This window comes from Pseudomonas sp. BIC9C (assembly GCF_034541995.1).
GTDB classification, from domain to species: domain Bacteria; phylum Pseudomonadota; class Gammaproteobacteria; order Pseudomonadales; family Pseudomonadaceae; genus Aquipseudomonas; species Aquipseudomonas fluorescens_CC.
Genome location: NZ_JAWDGM010000001.1, coordinates 1,568,858 through 1,592,939, shown reverse-complemented (window position 1 = coordinate 1,592,939; position 24,082 = coordinate 1,568,858). Strand labels below are relative to the sequence as shown.

Genomic DNA, 24,082 nt, shown 5'->3' with positions numbered 1-24,082 from the left:
TCCGACATCACTGAGCAGTCGATGATTTGGACACTAGCAGAAAAACCTTGATACACAGGCGCAGGTCGCGGATTTTTCGACGGTTTCCGGTTGCTTCTGGGTATAGACGGGCGGCTGGTATACTCGCGGCCATTTTCAATCCAACGTGTGAGATTCAATGGAACGCTTTATCGAAAATACAATGTACGCCTCGCGCTGGCTGCTGGCACCGATCTATTTCGGGCTGTCCCTGGGGCTGTTGGCACTGGCACTGAAATTCTTCCAGGAAGTCTCCCATGTCATCCCGAATGTGTTTTCGATGGCCGAATCGGACTTGATCCTGGTGCTGCTGTCGCTGATCGACATGGCGCTGGTGGGCGGATTGCTGGTGATGGTGATGATTTCCGGCTACGAGAACTTCGTCTCGCAACTGGACATCGATGACTCCAAGGAAAAGCTCAACTGGCTGGGCACCATGGACTCTTCGTCGCTGAAAATGAAGGTGGCTGCGTCGATCGTGGCGATCTCGTCCATTCACCTGTTGCGCATCTTCATGGACGCCAAGAACGTCGATCCTGAGCATCTGCAGTGGTACGTGATCATCCACATGACTTTCGTGGTCTCGGCATTCGCCATGGGTTACCTGGACAAAGTCACCAAGCACTGATCCATTGCTGGCCCCCATGAAACACGCCGCCCGTCTGTTGCAAAACAGACGGGCGGCGTCGTTTGTGGCTTGTGCTTTGATGCGCCGAGGCCTATCCCTGTAAGTATGTTGGCTCGCCACTGCGTGAGGTACGTTCATGACCCTGCATGAGTTGAATGCGTATGCCGTCGCCGGGAAGGTCGATGAGCTGAACCTGATCTCCATGGAGGGTGGCATCTACCTGCTGGAAGCAAGGATGCATGGCGCGGCGTACCCCCTGAGCGATACGCACGGCCATATGATGAGCCTGCGCTCGGTGGAGCATGCCCGTGATGTGTTGCGCTCCTTTCCCAAGCTGCATTTCAACCTTGTGCACACGGTCGTGCATGACGAGATGTGCGGGCTGGTTGCCGATGTTGAGGAAAACCTGAAGGTGCCGATCGCCTGACGTCCCTCATCAATGACATGACATCTGTGCTAGTCTGCTGGCCCTTTTGGTTCCGGGCGCTCCGGGACGCGCTGTGCACGCATGGCAAGTTCCCGAGCCGTCCGCACAGCGGAGCAGTGTCATGTCCGAAGTAAATCTGTCCACCGACGAAACCCGCGTCAGCTACGGTATTGGCCGTCAGCTGGGCGACCAACTGCGCGACAACCCGCCACCGGGCGTAAGCCTGGACGCGATCCTGGCAGGTCTGACCGACGCATTCGCCGGTAAGCCAAGCCGCGTGGGTCAGGAAGAAATGTCCGCCAGCTTCAAAGTCATCCGCGAAATCATGCAGGCCGAAGCTGCAGCCAAGGCTGAAGCGGCTGCTGGCGAAGGCCTGGCTTTCCTGGCTGAAAACGCCAAGCGTGAAGGCATCACCACTCTGGCTTCCGGCCTGCAGTTCGAAGTTCTGACCGCTGGCGAAGGCGCCAAGCCATCCCGTGAAGACTCCGTGCGTACTCACTACCACGGCACCCTGATCGACGGCACGGTGTTCGACAGCTCCTACGAGCGCGGCCAGCCTGCAGAGTTCCCGGTTGGTGGTGTGATCGCTGGCTGGACCGAAGCGCTGCAACTGATGAACGCCGGCAGCAAATGGCGCCTGTACGTGCCGAGCGAACTGGCTTACGGCGCTCAAGGCGTTGGCAGCATCCCGCCGCACAGCGTACTGGTGTTCGACGTCGAACTGCTCGACGTTCTGTAAGACCCGCTGATTACCTGTACTTGTAGGAGCGAGCTTGCTCGCGATGGGCGTCAACGATAACGCGGCCATCCTGAATGAACGCGGTGTGTTTGAGTTCTTTGCGAGCAAGCTCGCTCCTACAAAGTTTTGCAGCGTTTTTCATATTTCGATCTTATGGTTCAGATCGTGCGTCGGGCGCAACGCCCGGGCATAGCAGAACAGAAACAGGTTACGCACCACTTCCTTGAGCACCACCGGCTCGCTGGAACTCAAGCCATTGAGATCCAGATCACCCTGATCCTGCAGCTCGTTCAAGGCTTCCTCTTCCAGTACGGCACAGACTTCCCCGGTTTCCCGGTGCAGGATCCTGAGGTAAGGGTGTGGGCGGTCCAGCCAGGCATCGATCAAATAAGTCATGGTTCTCATCTCCACTGAGGGTTTTATGAGAATAATTCCTATTCGCAAAATAGCAAGCGCCTATTGGCGGTTTGCGCTTTTTTCCAGGTAAAGATTGCGTCAGGTCAAAACGACTGGGGTTTGGCTATTGGAAGGGTTTGCTGGGCGAAGCAGGGGAGGGTGAGGCGCCATCCCGCGCCGGGCACGGGATGGAGGACAGCAGGTTCAGACTTTCCTGACGAACTCGGACTTGAGTTTCATCGGGCCAATGCCGTCGATCTTGCAATCGATGTCGTGATCGCCATCGCACAGGCGGATGTTCTTGACCTTGGTGCCGACCTTGACCACCAAAGACGTACCCTTGACCTTGAGGTCCTTGATCACGGTGATGGTATCGCCGTCCTGCAGGACATTGCCGACCGAATCCTTTTTCACTGCGTCATCGGACGCCGCTTCGGCTTCACCGCTGGCAGACCATTCGTGGGCGCACTCGGGGCAGATCAGCTGGGCGCCGTCTTCATAGGTGTATTCGGAATTGCATTTTGGGCAGGGTGGCAGCGTGCTCACTAAGGCTCCTTGGATTCAGGATCGCTAAAAAGCGCACATTGTATAGGGTTTTAGGCGGGAGAGGGGGTAGTGCCGGAAACCTGTAGGAGCGAGCTTGCTCGCGAAGAATGTCAACGCTAACGCGTGCATTCTGAATGAACGCGGCGTCTTTGAGTTCATCGCGAGCAAGCTCGCTCCTACAGTACAGAGGCGAATCAGTGCGTGCGGGCTACCGCAAATTCGCTCAATTCAACCAGCGCATCGCGGTACTCGCTGGCAGGCAGCGCTTCGAGGCACTTGATCGCGCGGGCCACATAATCTCGGGCCAGTTGCGCGGTGTACTCCAGCGAACCCGAGGCTTCCACGGCTGCGCGGATGCTTTCCAGGTCTTCGATTCCGCCTTTCTGGATCGCCTTGCGTACCAGGGCGGCCTGCTCCGGCGTACCTTCACGCATGGTGTAGATCAGCGGCAGGGTCGGCTTGCCTTCGGCCAGATCGTCACCGACGTTCTTGCCCAGGGTTTCGGCGTCGCCCTTGTAATCAAGCAGGTCGTCGACCAACTGGAAGGCTACCCCCAGGTGATCACCGAATGTACGCAGGGCTTCGGCCTGTTCCGGCGTGGCTTCGCACAGGGCGGCAGCACTGTGGGTCGAGGCCTCGAAGAGCATCGCGGTCTTGCCGCGGATGACCTCCATGTAGGTTTCTTCGGTGGTGCTGGCGTCACGCACCTTCGACAGCTGCAACACTTCGCCTTCGGCGATGATGCGCGTGGCTTGCGAAAGGATCTTCATCACTGGCATGGAGCCCAGCTCGACCATCATTTCGAAGGAGCGCGAATACAGGAAATCACCGACCAGCACGCTTGGCGCGTTGCCCCACATGGCGTTGGCGGTCGAGCGGCCACGGCGCATGCCGGACATGTCGACCACGTCGTCATGCAGCAGGGTAGCGGTGTACAGGAACTCGATGGTGGCGGCCAGCAGGCGCAGGTCGTCACCTTCACGGCCCAGGGCCTTGCCACACAGCAACACCAATAAAGGACGCAGGCGTTTGCCACCGGCCGAGGTGATGTAATCGCCGATTTTCGATACCAGCGGCACTCGGGAAGTCAGCTGCTTCTTGATGATGCCGTCGACGGCGCTAAAATCGTCCGCCACCGCGCGGTAGAAAGCTTGGGGTTGCATCAGCGACAGTTGCTCCAGAAGGGTTGCGCGGCATGCTAGGACCCACGCCTGCAGGTGTCAAGGCGCGATGGACGGCCCCTTGCAAGGCCGGCGTGGCTTGCGTACAATCGCGCACCCTGAACTTCCTGGGCAGCACCTGCCTTACGCAATTGCAAGCGGGCCTCCAGCCCCATGCAGCCATGCCAGCCAATACCTCTTCTTATAAAGAGCTGGGTGAGCAGGATTATCGGAGAAATACCATGTCTTATGCAGTAATCGTTACTGGCGGCAAGCAGTACAAAGTCGCCCCAGGTGAATACCTGAAGATCGAAAAACTGGAAGTCGCTACCGGCGAATCCGTTACCTTTGATCGCGTTCTGTTGGTTGCCAACGGTGACGACGTGAATATCGGCGCTCCAGTTGTTGCTGGCGCTACCGTTGTGGCTGAAGTGATCTCCCAAGGTCGTCACGATAAAGTCCGCATCATCAAGTTCCGTCGCCGTAAGCACCACATGAAGCGTATGGGCCACCGCCAGTGGTACACCGAGATCAAAATCACCGGTATTCAGGCTTAATTTCAGCCTAATTCCTCACTAGGAGAATTGAACTCATGGCACACAAAAAAGCTGGTGGTAGTACCCGTAACGGTCGCGACTCAGAAGCCAAACGCCTTGGCGTGAAGATGTATGGCGGCCAGGCTATCAAGGCAGGCAACATCATCGTGCGTCAGCGCGGCACCCAATTCCACGCTGGCTACGGCGTTGGCATGGGTAAAGATCACACCCTCTTCGCTAAAGTCGAAGGCGTGATCAAGTTCGAAGTAAAAGGCGCCTTCGGTCGTCGTTACGTGAGCGTAGTCGCAGCTTAATTGCGCGATCGCTGGAAAAGCCCTGTCTCGCGACGGGGCTTTTTCGTTTGTGGGGTGAGTCTCTTGCAAAGCTGTTTGTATGGGCTGTCGGCGTACGATGTAGGTATCGTGGTTTGGGGTCGCTGCGCTCATTTTTGCAAGAGTCTTATGTCTTGATTGTTTTTCGGCTCGTCCGTATGGCGAGAGGCGTTTGTTATGAAGTTTGTTGATGAAGTATCGATTCGCGTAAAGGCTGGTGACGGTGGCAATGGCGCCATGAGTTTCCGTCGGGAAAAATTTATCGAGAACGGTGGTCCGAACGGCGGTGATGGCGGTGACGGCGGTTCCATCTACATGATGGCCGACGAAAACCTCAACACCTTGGTGGACTACCGTTACACCCGGCACTTCGATGCCGAGCGTGGCTCCAACGGTGGCAGCACCGATTGCACCGGCAAGAAGGGTGAGGACCTGATCCTGCGCGTTCCGGTCGGCACCACGGTGATCGACTCCGCGACTCAGGAAGTTATCGGCGACCTGACCAAGGCTGGTCAGAAATTGATGGTAGTGCAGGGCGGCTGGCACGGTCTGGGCAACACTCGTTTCAAATCCAGTACCAACCGGGCGCCGCGCCAGACCACTCCGGGCAAGCCGGGTGAGCAGCGCGACCTGAAGCTGGAAATGAAAGTGCTGGCTGACGTCGGTCTGCTGGGCTTGCCAAACGCCGGTAAAAGTACCTTTATCCGTTCGGTTTCAGCTGCCAAGCCGAAAGTTGCCGACTACCCGTTCACCACGCTGGTGCCGAACCTGGGTGTGGTCAGCGTCGATCGCTGGAAGAGCTTCGTCATTGCCGATATTCCGGGTTTGATCGAAGGCGCTTCCGAAGGTGCTGGTCTGGGCATTCGCTTCCTCAAGCACTTGGCGCGTACTCGTCTGCTTTTGCACCTCGTAGACATGGCGCCGCTGGATGACGCCAGCGCACCGGATGCCGCTGAAGTGATCGTCAACGAGCTGATCAAGTTCAGCCCGTCCCTGGCGGAGCGTGATCGCTGGCTGGTCCTGAACAAGTGCGACCAGATCCTTGATGAAGAGCACGATGCTCGCGTCAAGGAAATCGTTGATCGCCTGGAGTGGACTGGTCCGGTCTACGTGATCTCGGCCATCTCCAAGCTCGGCACCGAGCGTCTGTGCCACGACATCATGCGTTACATGGAAGACCGTGCTGATCGCCTGGCCAATGACCCGGCCTACAAGGAAGAGCTGGCCGATCTCGATCAGCGCATCGAAGACGAAGCTCGCGCGCAACTGCAGGCGCTGGATGACAAGCGTGCCCTGCGTCGCAGCGGCGTGAAGTCGGTCCATGACATCGGCGACGATGATTGGGACGAAGAAGATGTGGATGACGAAGACGGTCCGGAAATCATTTACGTGCGTGACTGATTCGTTGCGATAAACTTAAGCGCCGCTCAATCGAGCGGCGTTTTGGTATCTGGAAATCGATCGTTGGTCACGAATAACCACGAATAATGTCACGGGCAGTGCTAGGTCGTGCTGCCCTCAAGCTAAGGTTGAAGATGATGCGGAGCAAGGTGACAGGTGCGCAGCGTTGGGTCGTGAAGATCGGCAGCGCTTTGCTGACGGCGGACGGCAAGGGCCTGGATCGCGCGGCAATGGGTGTCTGGGTTGAGCAGATGGTGGCCTTGCATGAGGCGGGTGTCGAGCTGGTGCTGGTGTCCTCCGGGGCGGTGGCGGCCGGTATGAGCCGTTTGGGCTGGACCTCGCGACCCAGTGCGATGCACGAGCTTCAGGCTGCTGCTGCAATCGGCCAGATGGGGCTGGTGCAGGCCTGGGAGTCGAGCTTTGCCGTGCATGGCCGGCATACCGCACAGATTCTCCTGACCCATGACGACCTGTCCGATCGCAAACGCTACCTGAATGCCCGCAGTACCTTGCGTGCGCTGGTCGAGCTCAAAGTCATCCCGGTGATCAACGAGAACGACACTGTAGTCACTGACGAAATCCGTTTTGGCGACAACGACACCCTGGCGGCGTTGGTGGCGAACCTGGTCGAGGCGGATTTGCTGGTGATCCTCACGGATCGTGATGGCATGTTCGACGCTGATCCGCGCAACAATCCGAATGCCCAGCTGATTTACGAAGCGCGTGCCGATGATCCGGCGCTTGACGCGGTGGCGGGTGGCACCGGTGGTGCGCTGGGGCGTGGTGGCATGCAGACCAAATTGCGTGCTGCGCGCCTGGCGGCTCGTTCCGGCGCTCACACGATCATCGTTGGCGGGCGTATTGAGCGTGTACTGGATCGCCTCAAGGCGGGTGAGCGCATCGGCACCTTGCTCTCGCCGGAGCGCGGCATGCTGGCGGCACGCAAGCAGTGGCTGGCTGGTCATCTGCAAACCCGTGGCACCCTGGTGCTGGATGCGGGTGCCGTGACCGCTTTGTCCCAGGGCAACAAGAGCTTGCTGCCGGTCGGAGTCAAGCTGGTGCAGGGCAGCTTCCGTCGCGGTGAGATGGTAGTCTGCGTGGCGCCGGACGGTCGTGAGATTGCCCGTGGCCTGGCCAACTACAGTGCGCTGGAAGCGCAAAAAATCATCGGTCAGTCGTCCGAGGCGATTGTCGGTCTGTTGGGTTACATGGCGGAACCGGAACTGGTTCACCGCGATAACCTGATTCTGGTCTGAAGGAATACCTGAATGCGCGTGGCAAAAGGATTGTTGGGGTTGCTGATGGCGATGCCGCTGCTGGCTTCGGCCGAAGAGATCGGTCAGGTGTCGACGGTGTTCAAGTTCGTCGGGCCAAATGACCGGATTGTGGTCGAGGCATTCGATGATCCCAAGGTCGACGGTGTGACTTGCTATCTGTCCCGCGCCAAGACCGGTGGGGTGAAGGGTGGTCTTGGTTTGGCCGAGGATCGTGCCGAAGCGTCTATCGCTTGCCGACAGGTCGGGCCTATCAGCTTCAAGGGTGAGCTCAAGGATGGCGACGAGGTGTTCAAGGAGCGCACGTCCCTGGTGTTCAAGACCATGCAGGTGGTGCGCTTCCTCGACAAGAAGCGCAATACGCTGGTGTATCTGGTGTATAGCGATCGCTTGATCGAAGGCAGTCCGCAGAATGCGGTGACGGCGATTCCGATCTTGCCGTGGGCTCACGCTCAGTAGCCTTACGCAAAACGAAATGTGGGAGCGGGCTTGCTCGCGAAGGCGGTGTATCAGGCGGCATGCGTGTTGACTGATGCTCCCTCTTCGCGAGCAGGCCCGCTCCCACATTTTTTGTGTTGCGTTCATCAAATCACAGGCAATAAAAAACCGACCCTGAGGTCGGCTTTTTAATGAACGGGTCGCTTAGGCAGCAGCGGCAACGTTCAGGGCCTTGACGTGGCCATTCAGGCGGCTCTTATGACGAGCGGCCTTGTTCTTGTGGATGATGCCTTTATCGGCCATACGGTCGATAACTGGCACAGCCAGAACGTAAGCGGCTTGAGCTTTGGCAGCGTCTTTTGCGTCGATGGCTTTAACTACATTCTTGATGTAGGTACGAACCATGGAACGCAGGCTGGCGTTGTGGCTGCGACGCTTCTCAGCCTGTTTTGCACGTTTTTTGGCGGAAGGTGAGTTGGCCACCGTCGAGCTCCTCGAAAGACTTTTTAGGAAATAGCAAACAAAATAGGCCGCGAATCATGCCGATGAGTTGATGTGTTGTCAAGGGCGGTTGATGCGTTCCGCTGAGTGGTCGATCTAAAGAGGCGGGATATTTATTTCCGGCGCTTGACCTGTAAACTCGCGAGCTTTGGCTCTGTGCTGTTGCGGCGCGGAGTATCGCATAAGTGGGCGCGTAGTTCGCCTGCTGTTTATCGACAGGCACAAACTCTTTCCATGAATCTGCTCAAATCGTTGGCCGCCGTCAGCTCTATCACGATGCTTTCCCGGATTCTGGGATTTGTTCGGGACACCCTCATCGCACGTGCATTTGGTGCGGGAATGGCGACCGACGCCTTCTTTATCGCCTTCAAATTGCCCAATCTGCTGCGGCGGATCTTTGCCGAAGGGGCGTTTTCCCAAGCGTTCGTGCCAATTCTTGCCGAATACAAAAGCCAGAAGGGCGAAGAGGCGACGCGAACCTTCATCGCTTATGTCTCGGGCCTGCTGACGCTGGTACTGGCGCTGGTCACGGCATTGGGCATGATCGCCGCGCCGTGGGTCATCTGGGTGACTGCGCCGGGTTTCACCGACACCCCGGAAAAATTCGAGCTGACCTCCAGCCTGTTGCGGGTGACCTTTCCGTACATTCTGCTGATTTCCCTGTCGTCGTTGGCCGGTGCGATCCTCAATACCTGGAACCGCTTTTCGGTGCCGGCCTTCGTGCCGACGCTGCTGAACGTCAGCATGATCATCTTTTCGGTATTTTTGACGCCTTACTTCGATCCGCCCGTCATGGCGCTTGGCTGGGCGGTACTGGTCGGCGGCCTGGCGCAGTTGCTCTATCAGCTGCCGCACCTGAAAAAGATCGGCATGCTGGTGCTGCCGCGCCTGAACCTGCGCGACACGGGGGTCTGGCGGGTGATGAAGCAAATGCTGCCAGCAATCCTCGGTGTCTCGGTGAGCCAGATTTCGCTGATCATCAATACCATCTTCGCGTCGTTCCTGGTTGCCGGCTCCGTGTCGTGGATGTATTACGCCGACCGATTGATGGAACTGCCATCCGGCGTGCTGGGCGTGGCGCTGGGGACGATTCTGTTGCCGACCCTGGCCAAGACCTACGCCAACAAGGATCGTCATGAGTATTCGCGCATTCTCGATTGGGGATTGCGCCTCTGCTTCGTATTGGTGCTGCCTTGCTCGCTGGCATTGGGGATTCTGGCGGAGCCGTTGACGGTTTCGCTGTTCCAGTACGGCCAGTTCAATGCGTTCGATGCAGCGATGACCCAGCGTGCCTTGATCGCCTACTCGGTCGGGTTGCTCGGGATTATCATGATCAAAGTGCTGGCCCCTGGCTTTTATGCGCAACAAAATATCCGTACACCGGTAAAGATTGCGATTTTCACCCTGGTGGTGACCCAGCTGTTCAACCTGGTGTTGATCGGGCCGCTGGCTCACGCGGGCCTGGCCTTGGCGATCAGTGCCGGCGCCTGCCTCAATGCCGGATTGCTGTTCTATCAACTGCGCAAGCAGCAGATGTACCAGCCGCAGCCGGGCTGGGCGAAGTTCACGTTCAAGCTGGTGGTCGCGGTGGCAGTGATGTCCGCGGTACTGTTGGGGGTAATGCATTTCATGCCGGCCTGGGATCAAGGGCATATGCTCGAACGCTTCTTGCGTCTGGGGGCTTTGGTAGCGGCGGGTGTGGTGGCTTATTTCGGCATGTTAGTGTTGATGGGCTTCCGTTTGCGCGACTTCAATCGCAAGGCGCTGGGCTGAGGTTCTGGCCTCGATAAACACGGGCGAGCCGGCGGTTTTGTCGGCTCGATCACTTTGGGTTACGGTGTTGCCTGTCGTCGGCCGCCGGGTGTGGTTATAATCGACCACTTTATGAGCAAGAAGCGCGTTATGCAGCTGGTTCGAGGCCTCCACAATCTGCGCCCCCAGCATCGGGGATGTGTCGCCACTATTGGCAACTTTGACGGTGTACACCGTGGCCACCAGGCTATCCTGGCGCGGCTGCGTGAGCGTGCGCTCGAGTTGGGCGTGCCCAGTTGCGTGGTGATTTTCGAGCCGCAACCGCGAGAGTTCTTTGCTCCGGAGACTGCACCGGCCCGTCTGGCCCGTCTGCGGGACAAGCTGCAATTGTTGGCCGCCGAAGGCGTCGACCGTGTCCTGTGCCTGGCTTTCAACCAGCGCCTGAGCAAGCTCAGCGCCAGCGAGTTCGTCGATACCATTCTGGTGGATGGCCTTGGCGTCCAGCACCTGGAAGTCGGTGATGACTTCCGTTTCGGCTGTGACCGCGCGGGGGATTTCGATTTCCTGCAACAGGCCGGCATCGTTCAGGGGTTTACCGTCGAAGCGGCGCAAACCGTCGAGCTCGATGGCATCCGGGTCAGCAGCACGCAGGTCCGCAATGCCCTGGCCGCCGCGGATTTCGCCCTGGCCGAACGCCTGCTCGGGCGGCCGTACCGGATCGCCGGTCGCGTATTGCATGGCCAGAAGCTCGCTCGGCAGTTGGGTACGCCCACCGTCAACATACAACTCAAGCGTCGTCGCGTGCCGTTCACCGGGGTTTACCTGGTGGATGTCGAGATTGACGGCAAGACCTGGCCCGGCGTCGCCAATATCGGCGTGCGGCCCACGGTTCAAGGTGATGGCAAAGCCCACCTGGAAGTGCATCTTTTAGATTTTGCCGGCGATCTGTATGACCGGCGTTTAACGGTGGTTTTCCACCACAAGCTGCGTGAAGAGCAGCGTTTCGCCTCTCTGGAGGCGCTGAAAACGGCGATCAACGCGGATGTCGCCGCCGCCCGTGCACTAGCCGCACCTAGCGCCCATCGCTAATGAAGAGCCTTAAATGACCGACTATAAAGCCACGCTAAACCTTCCGGACACCGCCTTCCCAATGAAGGCCGGCCTGCCTCAGCGCGAACCGCAGATTCTGCAGCGCTGGGACAGCATTGGCCTGTACGGAAAGTTGCGCGAGATTGGCAAGGATCGTCCGAAGTTCGTCCTGCACGACGGTCCTCCGTACGCCAACGGCACGATTCACATCGGTCATGCGCTGAACAAGATTCTCAAGGACATGATCATCCGCTCGAAGACCCTGTCGGGCTTCGACGCGCCTTATGTTCCTGGCTGGGACTGCCACGGCCTGCCGATCGAGCACAAGGTCGAAGTGACCCACGGCAAGAACCTGGGCGCGGACAAGACCCGCGAACTGTGCCGCGCGTACGCCACCGAGCAGATCGAAGGCCAGAAATCCGAATTCATCCGTCTGGGCGTGTTGGGCGACTTCGCCAACCCGTACAAGACCATGGACTTCAAGAACGAGGCCGGCGAAATCCGCGCCTTGGCCGAGATCGTCAAGGGCGGCTTCGTATTCAAGGGCTTGAAGCCCGTGAACTGGTGCTTCGACTGCGGTTCGGCCCTGGCTGAAGCGGAAGTCGAGTACGAGAACAAGAAATCCTCCACCATCGACGTAGCGTTCCCGATTGCCGATGAAGCCAAACTGGCTGCCGCTTTTGGTCTGCCATCGCTGGCCAAACCTGCTTCGATCGTGATCTGGACCACCACCCCGTGGACCATTCCGGCCAACCAGGCGCTGAACGTTCACCCGGAATTCAACTACGCCCTGGTCGACGTCGGCGACAAACTGCTGGTGTTGGCTGAAGAACTGGTTGAGTCGTGCCTGGCGCGCTATTCGCTGGAAGGCTCGGTGATCGCTACCGCCAACGGTTCGGCGCTGGAACTGATCAACTTCCGTCACCCGTTCTACGACCGTCTGTCGCCGGTATACCTGGCCGACTACGTTGAACTGGGCGCCGGCACCGGTGTGGTTCACTCCTCTCCGGCCTACGGCGTGGACGACTTTGTGACCTGCAAGAAATACGGCATGGTCAACGATGACATCCTCAACCCGGTACAAAGCAACGGCGTTTACGTACCGTCGCTGGAGTTCTTCGGCGGCCAGTTCATCTGGAAGGCCAATCCGGCCATCGTCGACAAGCTGACCGAAGTCGGTGCGCTGCTGCACACCACCGTCATCGAACACAGCTACATGCACTGCTGGCGCCACAAGACCCCGCTGATCTACCGCGCCACCGCGCAGTGGTTCATCGGCATGGACAAGCAGCCGACCACCGGCGACACCCTGCGCCAGCGTTCGCTCAAGGCCATCGAGGACACCAAATTCGTTCCTGCCTGGGGCCAGGCGCGCTTGCATTCGATGATCGCGAATCGTCCGGACTGGTGCATTTCCCGTCAGCGCAACTGGGGCGTGCCGATCCCGTTCTTCCTGAACAAGGAAAGCGGCGAGCTGCACCCACGCACCGTCGAGCTGATGGAAGAAGTGGCCAAGCGCGTTGAAGTCGAAGGCATCGAAGCCTGGTTCAAGCTGGATGCCGCCGAACTGCTGGGCGATGAAGCGCCGCAGTACGACAAGATCAGCGACACCCTGGACGTCTGGTTCGACTCGGGCACCACGCACTGGCACGTCCTGCGCGGTTCGCACCCGATGGGCCACGAAACCGGCCCGCGCGCCGACCTGTACCTGGAAGGTTCGGACCAGCACCGTGGCTGGTTCCACTCGTCGCTGCTGACCGGTTGCGCCATCGACAACCACGCACCGTATCGCGAACTGCTGACTCACGGCTTCACCGTTGACGAGTCCGGCCGCAAGATGTCCAAGTCCCTGGGCAACGTGATCGCGCCGCAGAAAGTCAACGACACCCTGGGCGCCGACATTATGCGTCTGTGGGTCGCCTCGACCGATTATTCGGGTGAAATGGCGGTTTCCGAGCAGATCCTGCAACGCAGTGCGGACGCCTACCGGCGTATCCGTAACACCGCGCGCTTCCTGCTGTCGAACCTGACCGGCTTCAACCCGGCCACCGACCTGCTGCCGGCCGAAGAAATGCTGGCACTGGACCGTTGGGCGGTGGACCGTACCCTGCTGCTGCAACGCGAGCTGCAAGAGCACTACGGCGAATACCGTTTCTGGAACGTGTACTCGAAGATCCACAACTTCTGCGTGCAGGAGCTGGGCGGCTTCTATCTCGACATCATCAAGGATCGCCAGTACACCACTGGCGCCGACAGCAAGGCCCGCCGTTCGTGCCAGACCGCGCTGTTCCACATCTCCGAAGCGCTGGTACGCTGGATCGCGCCGATCCTGGCGTTCACCGCCGACGAACTGTGGCAATACCTGCCGGGCGAGCGTAACGAGTCCGTCATGCTCAACACCTGGTACGAAGGCCTGAGCGAACTGCCGGAAGGCTTCGAGCTGGATCGCGCTTACTGGGACCGGATCATGGCGGTCAAGGTCGCGGTCAACAAGGAAATGGAGATCCAGCGTGCAGCCAAGGCTGTCGGTGGCAACCTGCAAGCCGAAGTGACGTTGTTCGCCGAAGATGCGCTGACCGCCGACCTGGCCAGGCTGAGCAACGAACTGCGCTTCGTGCTGATCACTTCGACCGCCAGCGTTGCGCCATTGGCGCAGGCACCGGCCGACGCCGTGGCCACCGAAGTCAGTGGCCTGAAGCTGAAGATCGTCAAGTCGAGCCACGCCAAGTGCGCCCGTTGCTGGCACTGCCGCGAAGACGTCGGCGTGAACCCGGAGCATCCGGAAATCTGCGGCCGTTGCGTGGATAACATCAGCGGCGCTGGCGAGGTCCGTCACTATGCCTAATGCCGTTGGCCGTTTCGGACGGCTGAGTTGGCTCTGGTTGAGTTTGCTGGTCCTGGTCATCGACCAGGCCAGCAAGTTCTACTTCGAAGGCAAGCTCCAGATGTACCAGCAGATCGTAATCATCCCCGATTACTTCAGCTGGACCCTGGCCTACAACACTGGCGCTGCGTTCAGCTTCCTGGCGGACAGCTCCGGCTGGCAGCGCTGGCTGTTCGCGTTGATCGCTGTCGTGGTCAGTGCGGTGCTTGTGGTGTGGCTCAAGCGTCTGGGGCGTAACGAGACCTGGCTGGCGATTGCGCTGGCACTGGTGCTCGGCGGCGCGCTGGGCAATCTGTATGACCGCATTGCCCTGGGCCATGTGATCGATTTCATTCTGGTGCATTGGCAGAATCGCTGGTATTTCCCAGCGTTCAACTTTGCCGACAGTGCTATCACTGTAGGCGCTGTCATGCTGGCACTGGATATGTTCAAAAGTAAAAAAACCGGAGAAACCGTTCATGACTGAACAGGTATTGGCTGAGCAACGCATCGGCCAGAACACGGAAGTCACCTTGCATTTCGCATTGCGCCTGGAGAACGGCGACACGGTGGACAGCACCTTCGACAAAGCCCCGGCGACCTTCAAGGTCGGTGATGGCAACCTGTTGCCAGGTTTCGAAGCAGCCCTGTTTGGTTTCAAGGCCGGTGACAAGCGTACACTGAGCATTGAGCCGGAAAACGCTTTCGGCCAGCCTAACCCGCAAAATGTGCAGATCATCCCGCGCTCACAGTTCCAGGACATGGAACTGTCGCCTGGCTTGCTGGTGATCTTCAACGATGCGGCCAATACCGAGTTGCCGGGCGTGGTCAAAGAGTTCGACGATGCGCAAGTGACCGTCGACTTCAACCACCCGCTGGCGGGCAAGACGCTGACCTTTGATGTGGAAATCATTTCCGTCAAAGCGTTGTAAGCTACAAAGCAGATCCAGTGTGGGAGCGGGCTTGCCCGCGATAGCGATGTATCAGTCGACATAAAAGTCGACTGTCAGGTCCCCATCGCGGGCAAGCCCGCTCCCACAGGATTGCAATGATCCAATTTTTCACGCGCAAGACACGAGGCACAGCATGCAAATCAAACTCGCCAATCCCCGTGGCTTCTGCGCCGGTGTGGACCGGGCGATCGAAATCGTCAACCGCGCCCTGGAAGTCTTCGGGCCGCCGATCTACGTGCGCCATGAAGTGGTCCACAACAAATTTGTCGTCGAGGACCTGCGCTCCCGTGGTGCCGTTTTCGTCGAAGAACTGGATCAGGTGCCGGACGACGTCATCGTGATCTTCAGTGCCCACGGCGTGTCCCAGGCCGTGCGCAGTGAAGCGGCGGGTCGTGGACTGAAAGTGTTCGACGCCACCTGCCCGCTGGTGACCAAGGTCCACATCGAAGTGGCGCGCTACAGCCGTGACGGTCGTGAATGCATTCTCATCGGCCACGCCGGTCACCCGGAAGTCGAAGGCACCATGGGCCAGTACGATGCCAGCAATGGCGGTGCGATCTACCTGGTCGAAGATGAGAAAGATGTCGCGGCGTTGCAGGTGAACAACCCTGAAAAGCTCGCCTTCGTGACCCAGACCACCTTGTCGATGGACGACACCAGTCGTGTTATCGACGCCCTGCGTTTGCGCTTCCCGGCCATCGGTGGACCGCGCAAGGACGACATTTGCTACGCCACGCAAAACCGCCAGGACGCGGTCAAGCAACTGGCCGATGAGTGCGACGTGGTGTTGGTGGTCGGCAGCCCGAACAGCTCCAACTCCAATCGTCTGCGCGAATTGGCAGAACGCATGTCCACTCCGGCCTACCTGATCGACGGTGCCGAAGACCTGCAAAAGAGCTGGTTCGACGGTGTCGAGCGTATCGGCATCACCGCTGGCGCCTCCGCCCCGGAGGTTCTGGTGCGCGGTGTGATCCAGCAGTTGCAGGCCTGGGGTGCCACAGGTGCTGATGAACTGGCCGGTCGCGAGGAGAACATCACGTTCTCGATGCCTAAAGAACTGCGAGTTCGCTCGTTGCTCTGAGTTTCTTCCTTTCTTCGCATAACGCCTGCTCAGCCTTGTCGCTGCGCAGGCTGACGCGACCGGTCCGTGCCAACACCACTTGATGTTGGCTCACTGGTTCGCGAACTTTGCAAATGTGCAATGTCCCTCCAAACAGTGGTTCGCCCTGACCTCTGAATCGTATAAAGCTTTCGACCGGACCGTTCCCCACAATCGGCACGCGTGCGCTGCTCTGGCGTTCGGCCAGCAGTGGGTTGTTGCTGTCCATATCCCCCTTGCCGCTGATATCCAGAATGATCCGCCAGCCCTGGCTCCAGTCGCCATTGATGCCGTGAATCACCACGGCCTGGTTGCGGACGATGGCTTCGGTTCGGGCTGTGCGAATACCACTGAAAAGCGCCTGTGCCGCTTGCTCTCTTTGGTTCGATTCGATCAGCGTTGCGAACGCCGGACTGACCAGTTGCAGAACAATTCCTGTAATTGCCAGTCCCATGAGCAGTTCGATCAGGCTGAAGCCGTGTTGCCGCATGACATCTCCCTCCGTGGCGTGCTGTGGCTCGCGCAATCCCTGCGCGAGAAATGGCATCACAAACGTAGCGCATCGCTCGAATTGTGCCGCGCAAGAGCAGGTATAGCCGAAGGAAACAGAAGGCCCCGATGGATCATCGTACAAAAGGTTTCACGCTGATCGAGTTGCTGGTCGCGATTGCGATCCTTCTGATTCTGCTGACTCTGGCTGTCCCGGCGTTTACCCGCTCGATGCAAGCAACGAGGGCTGATACCGAAATCGCTGACCTGCGACGAGCCCTGAATTTTGCCCGGCTCGAAGCCATCGACCGGGGCAATACCACACGGGTGCGCCCGACGGCCGGTGGGGATGTCTGGAGTGGGGAGCTGGCGGTTTACGACGGTACTGGCGCTTTGGCCAATGTATTGCGGGTTGTTCCGGCGATGAGCCGCGGCGTAACTCTGGCGCTAACCTCGGGTGTGATTACCATCGATTTCAACAGCATGGGCGGATTGTCATCACCGTCCTCAGAGGTGGTGATCAGCTATGGGCGGGGAGCTCAAAGCAGGACGCTGAAAGTGTGTTTGAACGGACGAATTCTATTGGGTGGAAGTTGCGGATGAGGATAGGAAGCCAAGGCACGCAGGAGGGCATGACGCTGGTCGAAGTCCTGGTGGCATTAGTCATTCTGGGCGTGGGGTTGCTGGGGGCCGCGGCGTTTCAGCTCAATGCGCTGAAGTACACGGACAGTGCGCGCATGAGCAGTCAGGCCAGCTTTATCGCCTACGACATGATGGACCGTATTCGCGCCAACGCCGCTGCGGACTACACCATCGCGCCGCCGGCTACGGGCAATCTGGATGTTGCCCGGGATCAGGACCTGTTCGACTTCAACTCCAACATTGTCAGCTCACTCGGCGCCACTGCGACGGGCAGTGTCACCGTCAATCAGCAGGTGTACACCATCACGATTACCTGGGACGACTCACGGGCTGCGAATGCTGCCGACTCGCGGCGCAGTTTCGTCCTGAGCAGCCGTGCGGCCATTGATCCGGTGGTGATCCCGTGAGTCGCCGCAACAGAGGCTTTGGCCTGGTCGAGTTGCTGATCGCCCTGGCACTGAGCCTGATCGTGGTGCTGGGCGTGGTGCAGGTTTTCATCGCGGCCAAGAGCACTTATCTCAGCCAGAATGCGGCCGCGAACATGCAGGAGGATGCACGTTTCGTGTTGAGCAAAATGATTCAGGAAATCCGCATGGTCGGGATGTTCGGCTGCCTGGAAACGATCACTGATGCAAGTAAGAAAGGTGATTTCCATGCCAGTCGGCTAACGCCGATTCGCTGGGACAATGGCAGTCGCAGCTTGACGCTGGTTACGGCGGATGTCGGCGGCAATGGCAGCAAGCCGGACTGGACCGTGCTTTCCGATTGCCGAAGCAATTCGACGGCCTACAGCGACAGTCCGACTCCAGAGGCAGGGCAACTGGTTTTTCCGATACGGCAACTGACTTACAGCTTCAGCAACAACCAGCTGCTTATGAGGGGCGGCTCCGGAGCAGCGCAGGCATTGGTGAGCAACGTAAGTGCTTTTGGCGTGAGCTTCGGCCTGGCCAGCACAGCCACAGATCTGGCGGCGTCCCGCTACAGCAGCAACCCGCCGGACCCTGCGCTGATTCGTAGCGTTCGCCTGAGCCTGACGCTCATCGATCCGAGGCACCGGGTGAGCGATCAAACTTTCAACGCAGTGGCCGCTCTGCGCAACCGCTTGCCATGAGGGAGTGCCAATGAACTGTTCTCCCATGACGGATGACACCCAACGCGGCATGGCACTGTTGGTCAGTCTGGTGTTCTTGCTCTTGCTGACGCTGATTGGTCTTTCATCGATGCAGAGCGCCACCCTGCAGGAAAAAATGGCCGGTAGCGTCGCCTTGCGCAACCTGTCGTTTCAGAGTGCCGAAGCCGCCTTGCGGGTGGGCGAGAGTGCAGTGCAACCGGACAGTTATGCGCTACCTGTTTGTAGCGGCATCGTTCAATGTGCGCCACCACCCGAGTCCTCGACAATTACCGCGGCCGGTTTCAGCGCCTCGTCCGGAGTGACCTGGATTGCATCGGGCAACGGCTTTTATGGCGTGCAAAACATCGGTGTCAGCCGAGATGCGGTGAATGTGCCAATCAATACCCCGGCGACCTTGTATCGGGTAACGGCAGTAGGCATCGCAGGTCATTCGCGCAGTGTGGTGGAGAGCATCTATGCGAAGTACTGAGCGATATATCCGGCGGTGGTCACAACTGTTCGGTGTTGTAGTTGCGCTGAACCTGTCGGTTCTGGCGCACGCTGCCGCGCCATCGGGTTCACCAGCGCTGAACCGGCCAACCTGCCTGGCGAATGGCAACTGGTACGGGTTCTACCACAGCAATCAGGGATTGAAAGCCGTCTGCTTGAGGCTGCCCGCTGCGATCAGCGTTAAGATGCTCGACAGCAACGCCGATGGCGTGGTCGACAACATCGACACGCTCTCCGAAGGTGTGATTTTTGTTGGAGAGCATTCAGCCCAGGACGTCAGCGACAATGGCGGGGCCGTGAACGATTCCACTGGCGACGATACTCCGGGAGTGGAAAAATCCGGCGGTAGCCGTCGCATCATGTGGCGACAAATACAGTAAGTGAGAGTTGAGGCATGCGTAGTACCAACCGCGGTTTTACCCTGATCGAAATCATGATCGTGATTGCGATCATCGGGATTGTCATGACCATTGCTGCCCCGAGTTTCACCGAGTACCTGAACAAGGGCCGTCGCGCAGAAGTGGCGGGTCTGCTCTCGGAGCAGGCGCAGATCCTGGAGCGCTTCTACTCGCAGAAAAATGTCTACACCGATGCGACGGGCCTCAGTGCCGGCAATGATTACTACAGCATTACACCGACCCTGACCGACCAGACCTTTCTACTGACGGCGGTGCGCAAGGCTGACAAGAGCATGGCCACTGACAAGTGTGGTGATCTGACCATCAGCAACACCGGTGGGCTCGGTATGGTCAACGCGAAATCCGGCCTGACCAGCAAAGATTGCTGGGGGCGCTAAGTTTCCTTTTCGGGTGTCCTTTGCACCCTCTGTCTATTTAACGATTGGATCAGAACATGACCAGGCAACAGCAAGTGGTGATTGTCGGCGGTGGGGTGATTGGTTTGCTGACGGCCTTCAATCTCACCTCCGAAGTGCAAAGCGTTGTGCTGCTGGATCGCTCGAACGTCGGCCAAGAGTCGTCCTGGGCCGGCGGCGGCATCGTTTCGCCGCTTTACCCGTGGCGCTACAGCCCGGCGGTCACTGCGTTGGCTCACTGGTCCCAGGACTTTTATCCACAACTGGGCGAGCGCTTGTTTGCCGCCACCGGCGTTGATCCTGAAGTACACACCACCGGTCTGTACTGGCTGGATCTGGATGACGAAGCTGAAGCGCTGGCATGGGCCACCCGGGAAAATCGTCCGCTTAGTGCGGTGGACATTTCGGCAGCACACGACGCCGTACCGGTGCTGGGCACTGGTTTTTCCCGGGCGATCTACATGGCCGACGTCGCCAACGTGCGCAATCCGCGTCTGGTGAAATCACTCAAGGCCGCGTTGCTGGCGCTGCCGAACGTGACGATCCATGAGCAGTGCGAAGTCAGCGGGTTTGTTCGTGACGGCAACAAAGTGGTCGGCGTGCAGACCTCCACAGGTACTGTTCTGGGCGATCAGGTCGTCCTGACGGCGGGGGCCTGGAGCGGTGATTTGCTCAAGCATCTTGATCTGACGCTGCCGGTCGAACCGGTGAAAGGGCAGATGATTCTCTACAAGTGTGCAGCGGATTTCCTGCCGAGCATGGTCCTGGCCAAGGGCCGTTATGCGATTCCCCGGCGCGATGGACACATACTGATCGGCAGTACGCTGGAGCATGAAGGCTTTGACAAGACGCCGACCGGGTCGGCACTGGAAAGCCTGAAGGCGTCCGCAGTGGAGTTGATTCCGGCGCTGGCCGATGCCGAAGTGGTGGGGCATTGGGCCGGATTGCGCCCGGGATCACCCGAGGGCATTCCTTATATCGGCCCGGTGCCGGGGTTTGACGGGCTCTGGCTCAACTGCGGGCATTACCGTAACGGGCTGGTGCTGGCACCGGCGTCATGCCAGTTGTTTGCCGATGTGATGCTGGGTCGGGCGCCCATTATCGATCCGGCGCCTTATGCGCCTGCCGGGCGGCTCTGACTAGCGGACTGTGGGAGCGAGCCCGTTCGCGATGGGGGCGTCAATCCAGCCCCAGCTTTTTCAGCCTGTAGCGCATCGACCTGAATGACAGATTCAACCGCTGAGCCGCCGCCGTGCGGTTCCAGCGGGTTTCCTCCAGGGCCTGGAGCAGCAGTTGGCGTTCGACGTTTTCCAGGTAGATTTGCAGATTGTCGATCCGGGTCAGGTCCGGCAGGCCTGCTTCAGCCCCACAGTTGCCTTCGGCCAGGCGCAGGTCGCCGGCTTCGATCTGATGGTTCTCACACAGGGTGTGCGCCCGTTCGAGCATGTTTTCCAGTTCCCGCACATTGCCCGGGAAGCGATAATTTTTCAGCGTATCGAGGGCGTGGGGGTGGAGTCTCGCCGCAGGTTGACCGGTATCGGCGGCCAGGCGCTTGAGTATATGGCTGGCCAGTACTTCAATGTCGTCACGACGCTCGCGCAAGGGCGGCACCCGGAGTTCGATCACATTCAAACGGTAGTAAAGATCATGACGAAATCGCCCGGCGGCGACTTCGGCGCCAAGGTCTTTGTGTGTGGCGCAGAGAATGCGCACATCCACCGCCACTTCCTGCTGCCCGCCAACGCTGCGTACGGCTTTTTCCTGAATCGCGCGCAGCAGTTTGACCTGCATGGCCAGCGGCAGGTCAGCGACTTCGTCGAGGAGCAGGGTGCCGCCGTGAGCGGTCTGGAACAGTCCGGGCTTATCTTCGATGGCACCGCTGAAACTGCCTTTACGGTGGCCGAAAAACTCGCTCTCCAGCAGTTCCGAAGGAATCGCCGCGCAGTTGATCGCAATGAACGGCTGATTGGCGCGGGGGCTTTGATCATGGATCAGGCGCGCCACCAATTCCTTGCCGCTGCCGGATTCTCCGCTGATGTATACCGTCGCATGGCTGCCGGCCAGTTTGGTGATGTGTTTACGCAGGTTGCGCATGGGCAATGAGTCGCCCAGCAGGCGACGGTCGATGCCGACCCCGCGGGCAGGAAGCAGCAGGGCACTGGTGACCAGTTCACGCAGGCGGGTAAGGTCCACCGGTTTGGTCAGAAAATCGAATGCCCCGGCCTTGAGCACATCGATCGCGGTTTCGAGGCTGGCATAGGCGGTGATCATCGCCACCTGGACCTTAGGGTGACGTTGCTGGATGTGCTGCACCAACTCCAGGCCGGTACCGTCCGACAACTGCATGTCAGTCAGGCATAGATCGAAGCTTTCGCGATTTAGCAGGGATTGCGCTTCGCCGACGTTGCGGGCGTTGAACGTCTCCAGTTTCATCCTTCCCAGGGTGATTTCCAGGAGTTCGCGTATTTCCGGTTCGTCATCGACGATCAAGACTTTTTGTCGTGGTCTCGTGTTCAACGTGGGTTCCGTCCGTGAGCAAAGGTCATGCAAAAGCAGGCGCTTTCCTGGCGTGCCTTGAAGTCTAGGCGGGACAGAATGCTTTCACCCGGCTCGCCGGACAGATGAAGCCCCAGGCCCTTGATTTGGGGGGCGGGGGCTTCGTTATCGAGTATTTCCAGTGATTTCAGATCGAGCCGTAGCGGCGACATTTGCTCGCGGCGCCGCAGGTACAGGACGTTTTCGATTACCCGGTTCATTCGCAGAGTGTGGTCTTGAATAATCTGCGTCAGACGTCGAGCGACGCCTTTCAGTTCCTTGGGGGCGCGCGATAGTCCTCAATCGGTCGCGATTTCGGGTGACACATCAGCGGCCACTGGAGCCCTTGTCTTGCTCGAGATGAGCCTGGCTGCAATACCACCGTTGGTCGAGGCTCAGCGCGCGGTCACGGGGCAGGTGAACGCCGCAATGGGCGCAACGGACCATGGGCGCAGCTTCCCGCTCGGCAGGGGGCCTGGGGGTGGAAGCCTGCCCCTTGAACTTGCGCCAGAACCATACTGCAGCGGCAATCAGGGCAATCCAGAACAATAAACGAAGCATGGTGAACTGCTTTTCGACGGATGATCCGGCAGTTTAGCCAAGGACCTGCCGGGCGCACAGTGCAATAAATCGCTTGAAATAAAAAAGGGAGACTCGAAAGTCTCCCTTTTTGCACAACCCGGGGTGTCAGTCGAACACGCCGAAGGTCATGTAGCTGAACCACGAGCGGTCGCTGCTGTTGCCTTCCGCTTCGTGATCTTCTTCTTCGATCGCGTCGCCATTGCTTTCTTTAGGCTTGAGCTCGGCCGGGATTGCGTCCTTGGCGTCCTGGAATTGCTTCTGCACGTCCTGGTTGGCGCGGGTTTCTCCCGGTGGCAGTGGCGGACGGGACTCGATCAGGCCCAGGGTCGCCTTGCTCAGCCACGAACGGTTGTCGGCTTCGGCCACGGTCGGCACGAACTGACCGTCCACCAGTGTCGGGTGGTTCGGGTAGTTGAGCTTCAGGGTTTCCAGGCTGGTGGCAGCCAGTTCGTCCAGGTGCAGGCGCTGGTAGGCCTCGGTCATTACCGCCAGGCCGTCGCCGACCGAAGGGGTTTCCTGGAAGTTTTCCACCACGTAACGACCGCGGTTCGCGGCGGCGACATAGGCCTGACGGGTCAGGTAGTAGTCGGCCACGTGAATTTCGTAGGCCGCCAGCAGGTTGCGCAGATAAATCATGCGCTGCTTGGCGTCTGGCGCGTAGCGGCTGTTCGGGAAGCGGCTGGTCAGCTGGGCGAACTCGTTGTAGGAGTCGCGGGCGGCGCCCGGGTCACGCTTGGTCATGTCCAGCGGCAGGAAGCGCGCCAGCAGGCCAACGTCCTGGTCGAAAGAAGTCAGGCCCTTGAGGTAGTAGGCGTAATCGACATTCGGATGCTGTGGGTGCAGGCGAATGAAGCGCTCCGCAGCGGACTTGGCCGCTTCTGGCTCGGTGTTCTTGTAGTTCGCGTAGATGAGTTCGAGTTGTGCCTGATCGGCATAACGACCGAACGGATAACGCGACTCCAGAGCCTTCAGTTTGGCGATGGCGCTGGTGTAGCTACTGTTGTCCAGGTCATTTTGAGCCTGTTGGTACAGCTCGACTTCACTGAGGTTTTCGTCTACGACTTCCTTCGATGAGCAAGCAGCGGTCAATGCGAGGATGGCGATCAGCAGCAGGTGTTTCACTTGCATGGCGGCTTGCGTCCCTATGACGGCCGCTGTCTTGGGCGTGGCCGTCCTGTTATGATGAGCGCCCCGTTGAATAGCCTCGGGGCAAAAGACGCCGTATTTAACCACAAGCGCGCAGCCGA

General features: G+C 59.1%; 29 protein-coding genes and 1 pseudogene. 21 read left to right on the top strand and 9 right to left on the bottom strand.

Features of this window, described 5'->3' with window-relative positions:
- Positions 1 to 157 precede the first annotated feature (157 nt).
- The 3 genes from RS887_RS07465 to RS887_RS07455 all read left to right on the top strand — a co-directional run bounded on the left by RS887_RS07465 (position 158) and on the right by RS887_RS07455 (position 1,812).
- Entirely contained in the window at positions 158 to 646 is a 489-nt protein-coding gene (locus RS887_RS07465; RefSeq protein WP_008022515.1) for a TIGR00645 family protein, read from the top strand.
- A gap of 136 nt (positions 647 to 782) precedes the next feature.
- Complete coding sequence (locus RS887_RS07460; protein WP_008022513.1) at positions 783 to 1,073, top strand: DUF6482 family protein; 291 nt, start codon at positions 783 to 785, stop codon at positions 1,071 to 1,073.
- Positions 1,074 to 1,194: 121 nt separating this feature from the next.
- Complete coding sequence (locus tag RS887_RS07455; protein WP_008022510.1) at positions 1,195 to 1,812, top strand: FKBP-type peptidyl-prolyl cis-trans isomerase; 618 nt, start codon at positions 1,195 to 1,197, stop codon at positions 1,810 to 1,812.
- Between the two features lie 138 nt (positions 1,813 to 1,950).
- On the opposite strand, the gene RS887_RS07450 is transcribed toward RS887_RS07455, so the two are convergent.
- The 3 genes from RS887_RS07450 to RS887_RS07440 all read right to left on the bottom strand — a co-directional run bounded on the left by RS887_RS07450 (position 1,951) and on the right by RS887_RS07440 (position 3,917).
- A complete protein-coding gene (locus RS887_RS07450; protein WP_322614908.1) occupies positions 1,951 to 2,208 on the bottom strand; it encodes a hypothetical protein in 258 nt (85 codons plus the stop codon).
- Between the two features lie 204 nt (positions 2,209 to 2,412).
- The gene (locus RS887_RS07445) at positions 2,413 to 2,754 is read right to left on the bottom strand and encodes a zinc ribbon domain-containing protein YjdM (protein WP_008028840.1); all 342 of its coding nucleotides are present in this window, start codon (positions 2,752 to 2,754) and stop codon (positions 2,413 to 2,415) included.
- A gap of 194 nt (positions 2,755 to 2,948) precedes the next feature.
- Positions 2,949 to 3,917 carry a polyprenyl synthetase family protein gene (locus RS887_RS07440; protein ID WP_322614907.1) on the bottom strand — a complete coding sequence of 323 codons (969 nt, stop codon included), beginning with the start codon at positions 3,915 to 3,917 and terminating at the stop codon, positions 2,949 to 2,951.
- Between the two features lie 239 nt (positions 3,918 to 4,156).
- On the opposite strand from RS887_RS07440, the gene rplU reads away from it, so the two are divergent.
- The 5 genes from rplU to RS887_RS07415 all read left to right on the top strand — a co-directional run bounded on the left by rplU (position 4,157) and on the right by RS887_RS07415 (position 7,916).
- A complete protein-coding gene (rplU, locus tag RS887_RS07435; protein WP_007950961.1) occupies positions 4,157 to 4,471 on the top strand; it encodes a 50S ribosomal protein L21 in 315 nt (104 codons plus the stop codon).
- 35 nt (positions 4,472 to 4,506) lie between these two features.
- Entirely contained in the window at positions 4,507 to 4,764 is a 258-nt protein-coding gene (gene rpmA, locus RS887_RS07430; RefSeq protein ID WP_003281574.1) for a 50S ribosomal protein L27, read from the top strand.
- A gap of 195 nt (positions 4,765 to 4,959) precedes the next feature.
- A complete protein-coding gene (gene cgtA / locus RS887_RS07425; protein ID WP_008052064.1) occupies positions 4,960 to 6,183 on the top strand; it encodes an Obg family GTPase CgtA in 1,224 nt (407 codons plus the stop codon).
- A 137-nt stretch (positions 6,184 to 6,320) separates the two neighbouring features.
- Positions 6,321 to 7,439, top strand: coding sequence for a glutamate 5-kinase (proB, locus tag RS887_RS07420; protein WP_322615272.1), 1,119 nt, complete (start codon positions 6,321 to 6,323; stop codon positions 7,437 to 7,439).
- Between the two features lie 12 nt (positions 7,440 to 7,451).
- Positions 7,452 to 7,916 carry a CreA family protein gene (locus RS887_RS07415; RefSeq protein WP_046041772.1) on the top strand — a complete coding sequence of 155 codons (465 nt, stop codon included), beginning with the start codon at positions 7,452 to 7,454 and terminating at the stop codon, positions 7,914 to 7,916.
- 183 nt (positions 7,917 to 8,099) lie between these two features.
- Here RS887_RS07415 and rpsT read toward each other — a convergent pair whose 3' ends face one another.
- The gene (gene rpsT, locus RS887_RS07410) at positions 8,100 to 8,378 is read right to left on the bottom strand and encodes a 30S ribosomal protein S20 (RefSeq protein ID WP_007970922.1); all 279 of its coding nucleotides are present in this window, start codon (positions 8,376 to 8,378) and stop codon (positions 8,100 to 8,102) included.
- Between the two features lie 252 nt (positions 8,379 to 8,630).
- Here rpsT and murJ point away from each other — a divergent pair, with 252 nt between their 5' ends.
- The 6 genes from murJ (at position 8,631) to ispH (ending at position 16,134) form a co-directional block, all read left to right on the top strand.
- Positions 8,631 to 10,169 carry a murein biosynthesis integral membrane protein MurJ gene (murJ, locus tag RS887_RS07405; RefSeq protein WP_322614906.1) on the top strand — a complete coding sequence of 513 codons (1,539 nt, stop codon included), beginning with the start codon at positions 8,631 to 8,633 and terminating at the stop codon, positions 10,167 to 10,169.
- Positions 10,170 to 10,298: 129 nt separating this feature from the next.
- Positions 10,299 to 11,237, top strand: coding sequence for a bifunctional riboflavin kinase/FAD synthetase (gene ribF / locus RS887_RS07400; protein WP_322614905.1), 939 nt, complete (start codon positions 10,299 to 10,301; stop codon positions 11,235 to 11,237).
- Between the two features lie 13 nt (positions 11,238 to 11,250).
- Positions 11,251 to 14,082, top strand: a complete 2,832-nt coding sequence (gene ileS / locus RS887_RS07395; RefSeq protein WP_322614904.1) for an isoleucine--tRNA ligase — start codon at positions 11,251 to 11,253, stop codon at positions 14,080 to 14,082.
- On the top strand, positions 14,075 to 14,587 hold the full coding sequence (gene lspA / locus RS887_RS07390) for a signal peptidase II (RefSeq protein WP_008052069.1): 513 nt from the start codon (positions 14,075 to 14,077) through the stop codon (positions 14,585 to 14,587). The genes ileS and lspA overlap by 8 nt, the downstream gene beginning before the upstream one ends.
- A gap of 7 nt (positions 14,588 to 14,594) precedes the next feature.
- On the top strand, positions 14,595 to 15,032 hold the full coding sequence (gene fkpB, locus RS887_RS07385) for an FKBP-type peptidyl-prolyl cis-trans isomerase (RefSeq protein WP_322615271.1): 438 nt from the start codon (positions 14,595 to 14,597) through the stop codon (positions 15,030 to 15,032).
- Positions 15,033 to 15,186: 154 nt separating this feature from the next.
- Positions 15,187 to 16,134 carry a 4-hydroxy-3-methylbut-2-enyl diphosphate reductase gene (ispH, locus tag RS887_RS07380; protein ID WP_322614903.1) on the top strand — a complete coding sequence of 316 codons (948 nt, stop codon included), beginning with the start codon at positions 15,187 to 15,189 and terminating at the stop codon, positions 16,132 to 16,134.
- Here the strand turns inward: ispH and RS887_RS07375 are convergent.
- Positions 16,103 to 16,642 carry a GspH/FimT family pseudopilin gene (locus RS887_RS07375; RefSeq protein WP_322614902.1) on the bottom strand — a complete coding sequence of 180 codons (540 nt, stop codon included), beginning with the start codon at positions 16,640 to 16,642 and terminating at the stop codon, positions 16,103 to 16,105. The two genes, ispH and RS887_RS07375, sit on opposite strands and share 32 nt — an antisense overlap.
- A gap of 128 nt (positions 16,643 to 16,770) precedes the next feature.
- Between RS887_RS07375 and RS887_RS07370 the strand changes: the two genes are divergently transcribed.
- From RS887_RS07370 to thiO, 7 genes are read left to right on the top strand one after another with little or no spacing between them, the layout of a single operon-like run.
- A complete protein-coding gene (locus tag RS887_RS07370) occupies positions 16,771 to 17,244 on the top strand; it encodes a GspH/FimT family protein (RefSeq protein WP_322614901.1) in 474 nt (157 codons plus the stop codon).
- Positions 17,241 to 17,690, top strand: a complete 450-nt coding sequence (gene pilV / locus RS887_RS07365; protein ID WP_322614900.1) for a type IV pilus modification protein PilV — start codon at positions 17,241 to 17,243, stop codon at positions 17,688 to 17,690. Before RS887_RS07370 ends, pilV begins: the two co-directional genes overlap by 4 nt.
- Positions 17,687 to 18,394, top strand: coding sequence for a PilW family protein (locus tag RS887_RS07360; protein WP_322614899.1), 708 nt, complete (start codon positions 17,687 to 17,689; stop codon positions 18,392 to 18,394). The genes pilV and RS887_RS07360 overlap by 4 nt, the downstream gene beginning before the upstream one ends.
- Before the next feature lie 10 nt (positions 18,395 to 18,404).
- Entirely contained in the window at positions 18,405 to 18,884 is a 480-nt protein-coding gene (locus tag RS887_RS07355; protein ID WP_322614898.1) for a pilus assembly PilX family protein, read from the top strand.
- Complete coding sequence (locus tag RS887_RS07350) at positions 18,871 to 19,284, top strand: hypothetical protein (RefSeq protein ID WP_322614897.1); 414 nt, start codon at positions 18,871 to 18,873, stop codon at positions 19,282 to 19,284. Before RS887_RS07355 ends, RS887_RS07350 begins: the two co-directional genes overlap by 14 nt.
- Before the next feature lie 14 nt (positions 19,285 to 19,298).
- Positions 19,299 to 19,700 (top strand): type IV pilin protein, encoded by a 402-nt coding sequence (locus RS887_RS07345; protein WP_322614896.1) that lies wholly within the window; start codon positions 19,299 to 19,301, stop codon positions 19,698 to 19,700.
- Positions 19,701 to 19,756: 56 nt separating this feature from the next.
- Positions 19,757 to 20,857 (top strand): glycine oxidase ThiO, encoded by a 1,101-nt coding sequence (gene thiO / locus RS887_RS07340; RefSeq protein WP_322614895.1) that lies wholly within the window; start codon positions 19,757 to 19,759, stop codon positions 20,855 to 20,857.
- 40 nt (positions 20,858 to 20,897) lie between these two features.
- Here the strand turns inward: thiO and RS887_RS07335 are convergent, their stop codons facing one another.
- From RS887_RS07335 to RS887_RS07320, 4 genes and pseudogenes are all read right to left on the bottom strand, one after another.
- Positions 20,898 to 22,235, bottom strand: coding sequence for a sigma-54 dependent transcriptional regulator (locus tag RS887_RS07335; RefSeq protein ID WP_322614894.1), 1,338 nt, complete (start codon positions 22,233 to 22,235; stop codon positions 20,898 to 20,900).
- A pseudogene (locus tag RS887_RS07330) lies at positions 22,232 to 22,549 on the bottom strand (hypothetical protein); the annotation flags it as partial. The gene RS887_RS07335 and the pseudogene RS887_RS07330, both read right to left, overlap by 4 nt.
- Before the next feature lie 31 nt (positions 22,550 to 22,580).
- Positions 22,581 to 22,814, bottom strand: a complete 234-nt coding sequence (locus RS887_RS07325; RefSeq protein ID WP_322614893.1) for a PP0621 family protein — start codon at positions 22,812 to 22,814, stop codon at positions 22,581 to 22,583.
- Positions 22,815 to 22,940: 126 nt separating this feature from the next.
- Complete coding sequence (locus RS887_RS07320) at positions 22,941 to 23,963, bottom strand: outer membrane protein assembly factor BamD (protein WP_322614892.1); 1,023 nt, start codon at positions 23,961 to 23,963, stop codon at positions 22,941 to 22,943.
- Positions 23,964 to 24,082: the final 119 nt, after the last annotated feature.

Excerpts from the sequence above, each read along its gene's own strand:
- RS887_RS07455 (WP_008022510.1), top strand. The coding sequence starts at position 1,195 with ATGTCCGAAGTAAATCTGTCCACCGACGAAACCCGCGTCAGCTACGGT.
- RS887_RS07325 (WP_322614893.1), bottom strand. The coding sequence starts at position 22,814 with ATGCTTCGTTTATTGTTCTGGATTGCCCTGATTGCCGCTGCAGTATGG.
- RS887_RS07355 (WP_322614898.1), top strand. The coding sequence starts at position 18,405 with ATGAACTGTTCTCCCATGACGGATGACACCCAACGCGGCATGGCACTG.
- RS887_RS07320 (WP_322614892.1), bottom strand. The coding sequence starts at position 23,963 with ATGCAAGTGAAACACCTGCTGCTGATCGCCATCCTCGCATTGACCGCT.
- cgtA (WP_008052064.1), top strand. The coding sequence starts at position 4,960 with ATGAAGTTTGTTGATGAAGTATCGATTCGCGTAAAGGCTGGTGACGGT.
- RS887_RS07350 (WP_322614897.1), top strand. The coding sequence starts at position 18,871 with ATGCGAAGTACTGAGCGATATATCCGGCGGTGGTCACAACTGTTCGGT.
- rplU (WP_007950961.1), top strand. The coding sequence starts at position 4,157 with ATGTCTTATGCAGTAATCGTTACTGGCGGCAAGCAGTACAAAGTCGCC.
- pilV (WP_322614900.1), top strand. The coding sequence starts at position 17,241 with ATGAGGATAGGAAGCCAAGGCACGCAGGAGGGCATGACGCTGGTCGAA.
- RS887_RS07460 (WP_008022513.1), top strand. The coding sequence starts at position 783 with ATGACCCTGCATGAGTTGAATGCGTATGCCGTCGCCGGGAAGGTCGAT.
- thiO (WP_322614895.1), top strand. The coding sequence starts at position 19,757 with ATGACCAGGCAACAGCAAGTGGTGATTGTCGGCGGTGGGGTGATTGGT.
- RS887_RS07370 (WP_322614901.1), top strand. The coding sequence starts at position 16,771 with ATGGATCATCGTACAAAAGGTTTCACGCTGATCGAGTTGCTGGTCGCG.
- RS887_RS07440 (WP_322614907.1), bottom strand. The coding sequence starts at position 3,917 with ATGCAACCCCAAGCTTTCTACCGCGCGGTGGCGGACGATTTTAGCGCC.
- RS887_RS07465 (WP_008022515.1), top strand. The coding sequence starts at position 158 with ATGGAACGCTTTATCGAAAATACAATGTACGCCTCGCGCTGGCTGCTG.
- RS887_RS07450 (WP_322614908.1), bottom strand. The coding sequence starts at position 2,208 with ATGACTTATTTGATCGATGCCTGGCTGGACCGCCCACACCCTTACCTC.
- ribF (WP_322614905.1), top strand. The coding sequence starts at position 10,299 with ATGCAGCTGGTTCGAGGCCTCCACAATCTGCGCCCCCAGCATCGGGGA.
- ispH (WP_322614903.1), top strand. The coding sequence starts at position 15,187 with ATGCAAATCAAACTCGCCAATCCCCGTGGCTTCTGCGCCGGTGTGGAC.
- rpmA (WP_003281574.1), top strand. The coding sequence starts at position 4,507 with ATGGCACACAAAAAAGCTGGTGGTAGTACCCGTAACGGTCGCGACTCA.
- proB (WP_322615272.1), top strand. The coding sequence starts at position 6,321 with ATGCGGAGCAAGGTGACAGGTGCGCAGCGTTGGGTCGTGAAGATCGGC.
- RS887_RS07375 (WP_322614902.1), bottom strand. The coding sequence starts at position 16,642 with ATGCGGCAACACGGCTTCAGCCTGATCGAACTGCTCATGGGACTGGCA.
- RS887_RS07345 (WP_322614896.1), top strand. The coding sequence starts at position 19,299 with ATGCGTAGTACCAACCGCGGTTTTACCCTGATCGAAATCATGATCGTG.
- murJ (WP_322614906.1), top strand. The coding sequence starts at position 8,631 with ATGAATCTGCTCAAATCGTTGGCCGCCGTCAGCTCTATCACGATGCTT.
- RS887_RS07415 (WP_046041772.1), top strand. The coding sequence starts at position 7,452 with ATGCGCGTGGCAAAAGGATTGTTGGGGTTGCTGATGGCGATGCCGCTG.
- lspA (WP_008052069.1), top strand. The coding sequence starts at position 14,075 with ATGCCTAATGCCGTTGGCCGTTTCGGACGGCTGAGTTGGCTCTGGTTG.
- ileS (WP_322614904.1), top strand. The coding sequence starts at position 11,251 with ATGACCGACTATAAAGCCACGCTAAACCTTCCGGACACCGCCTTCCCA.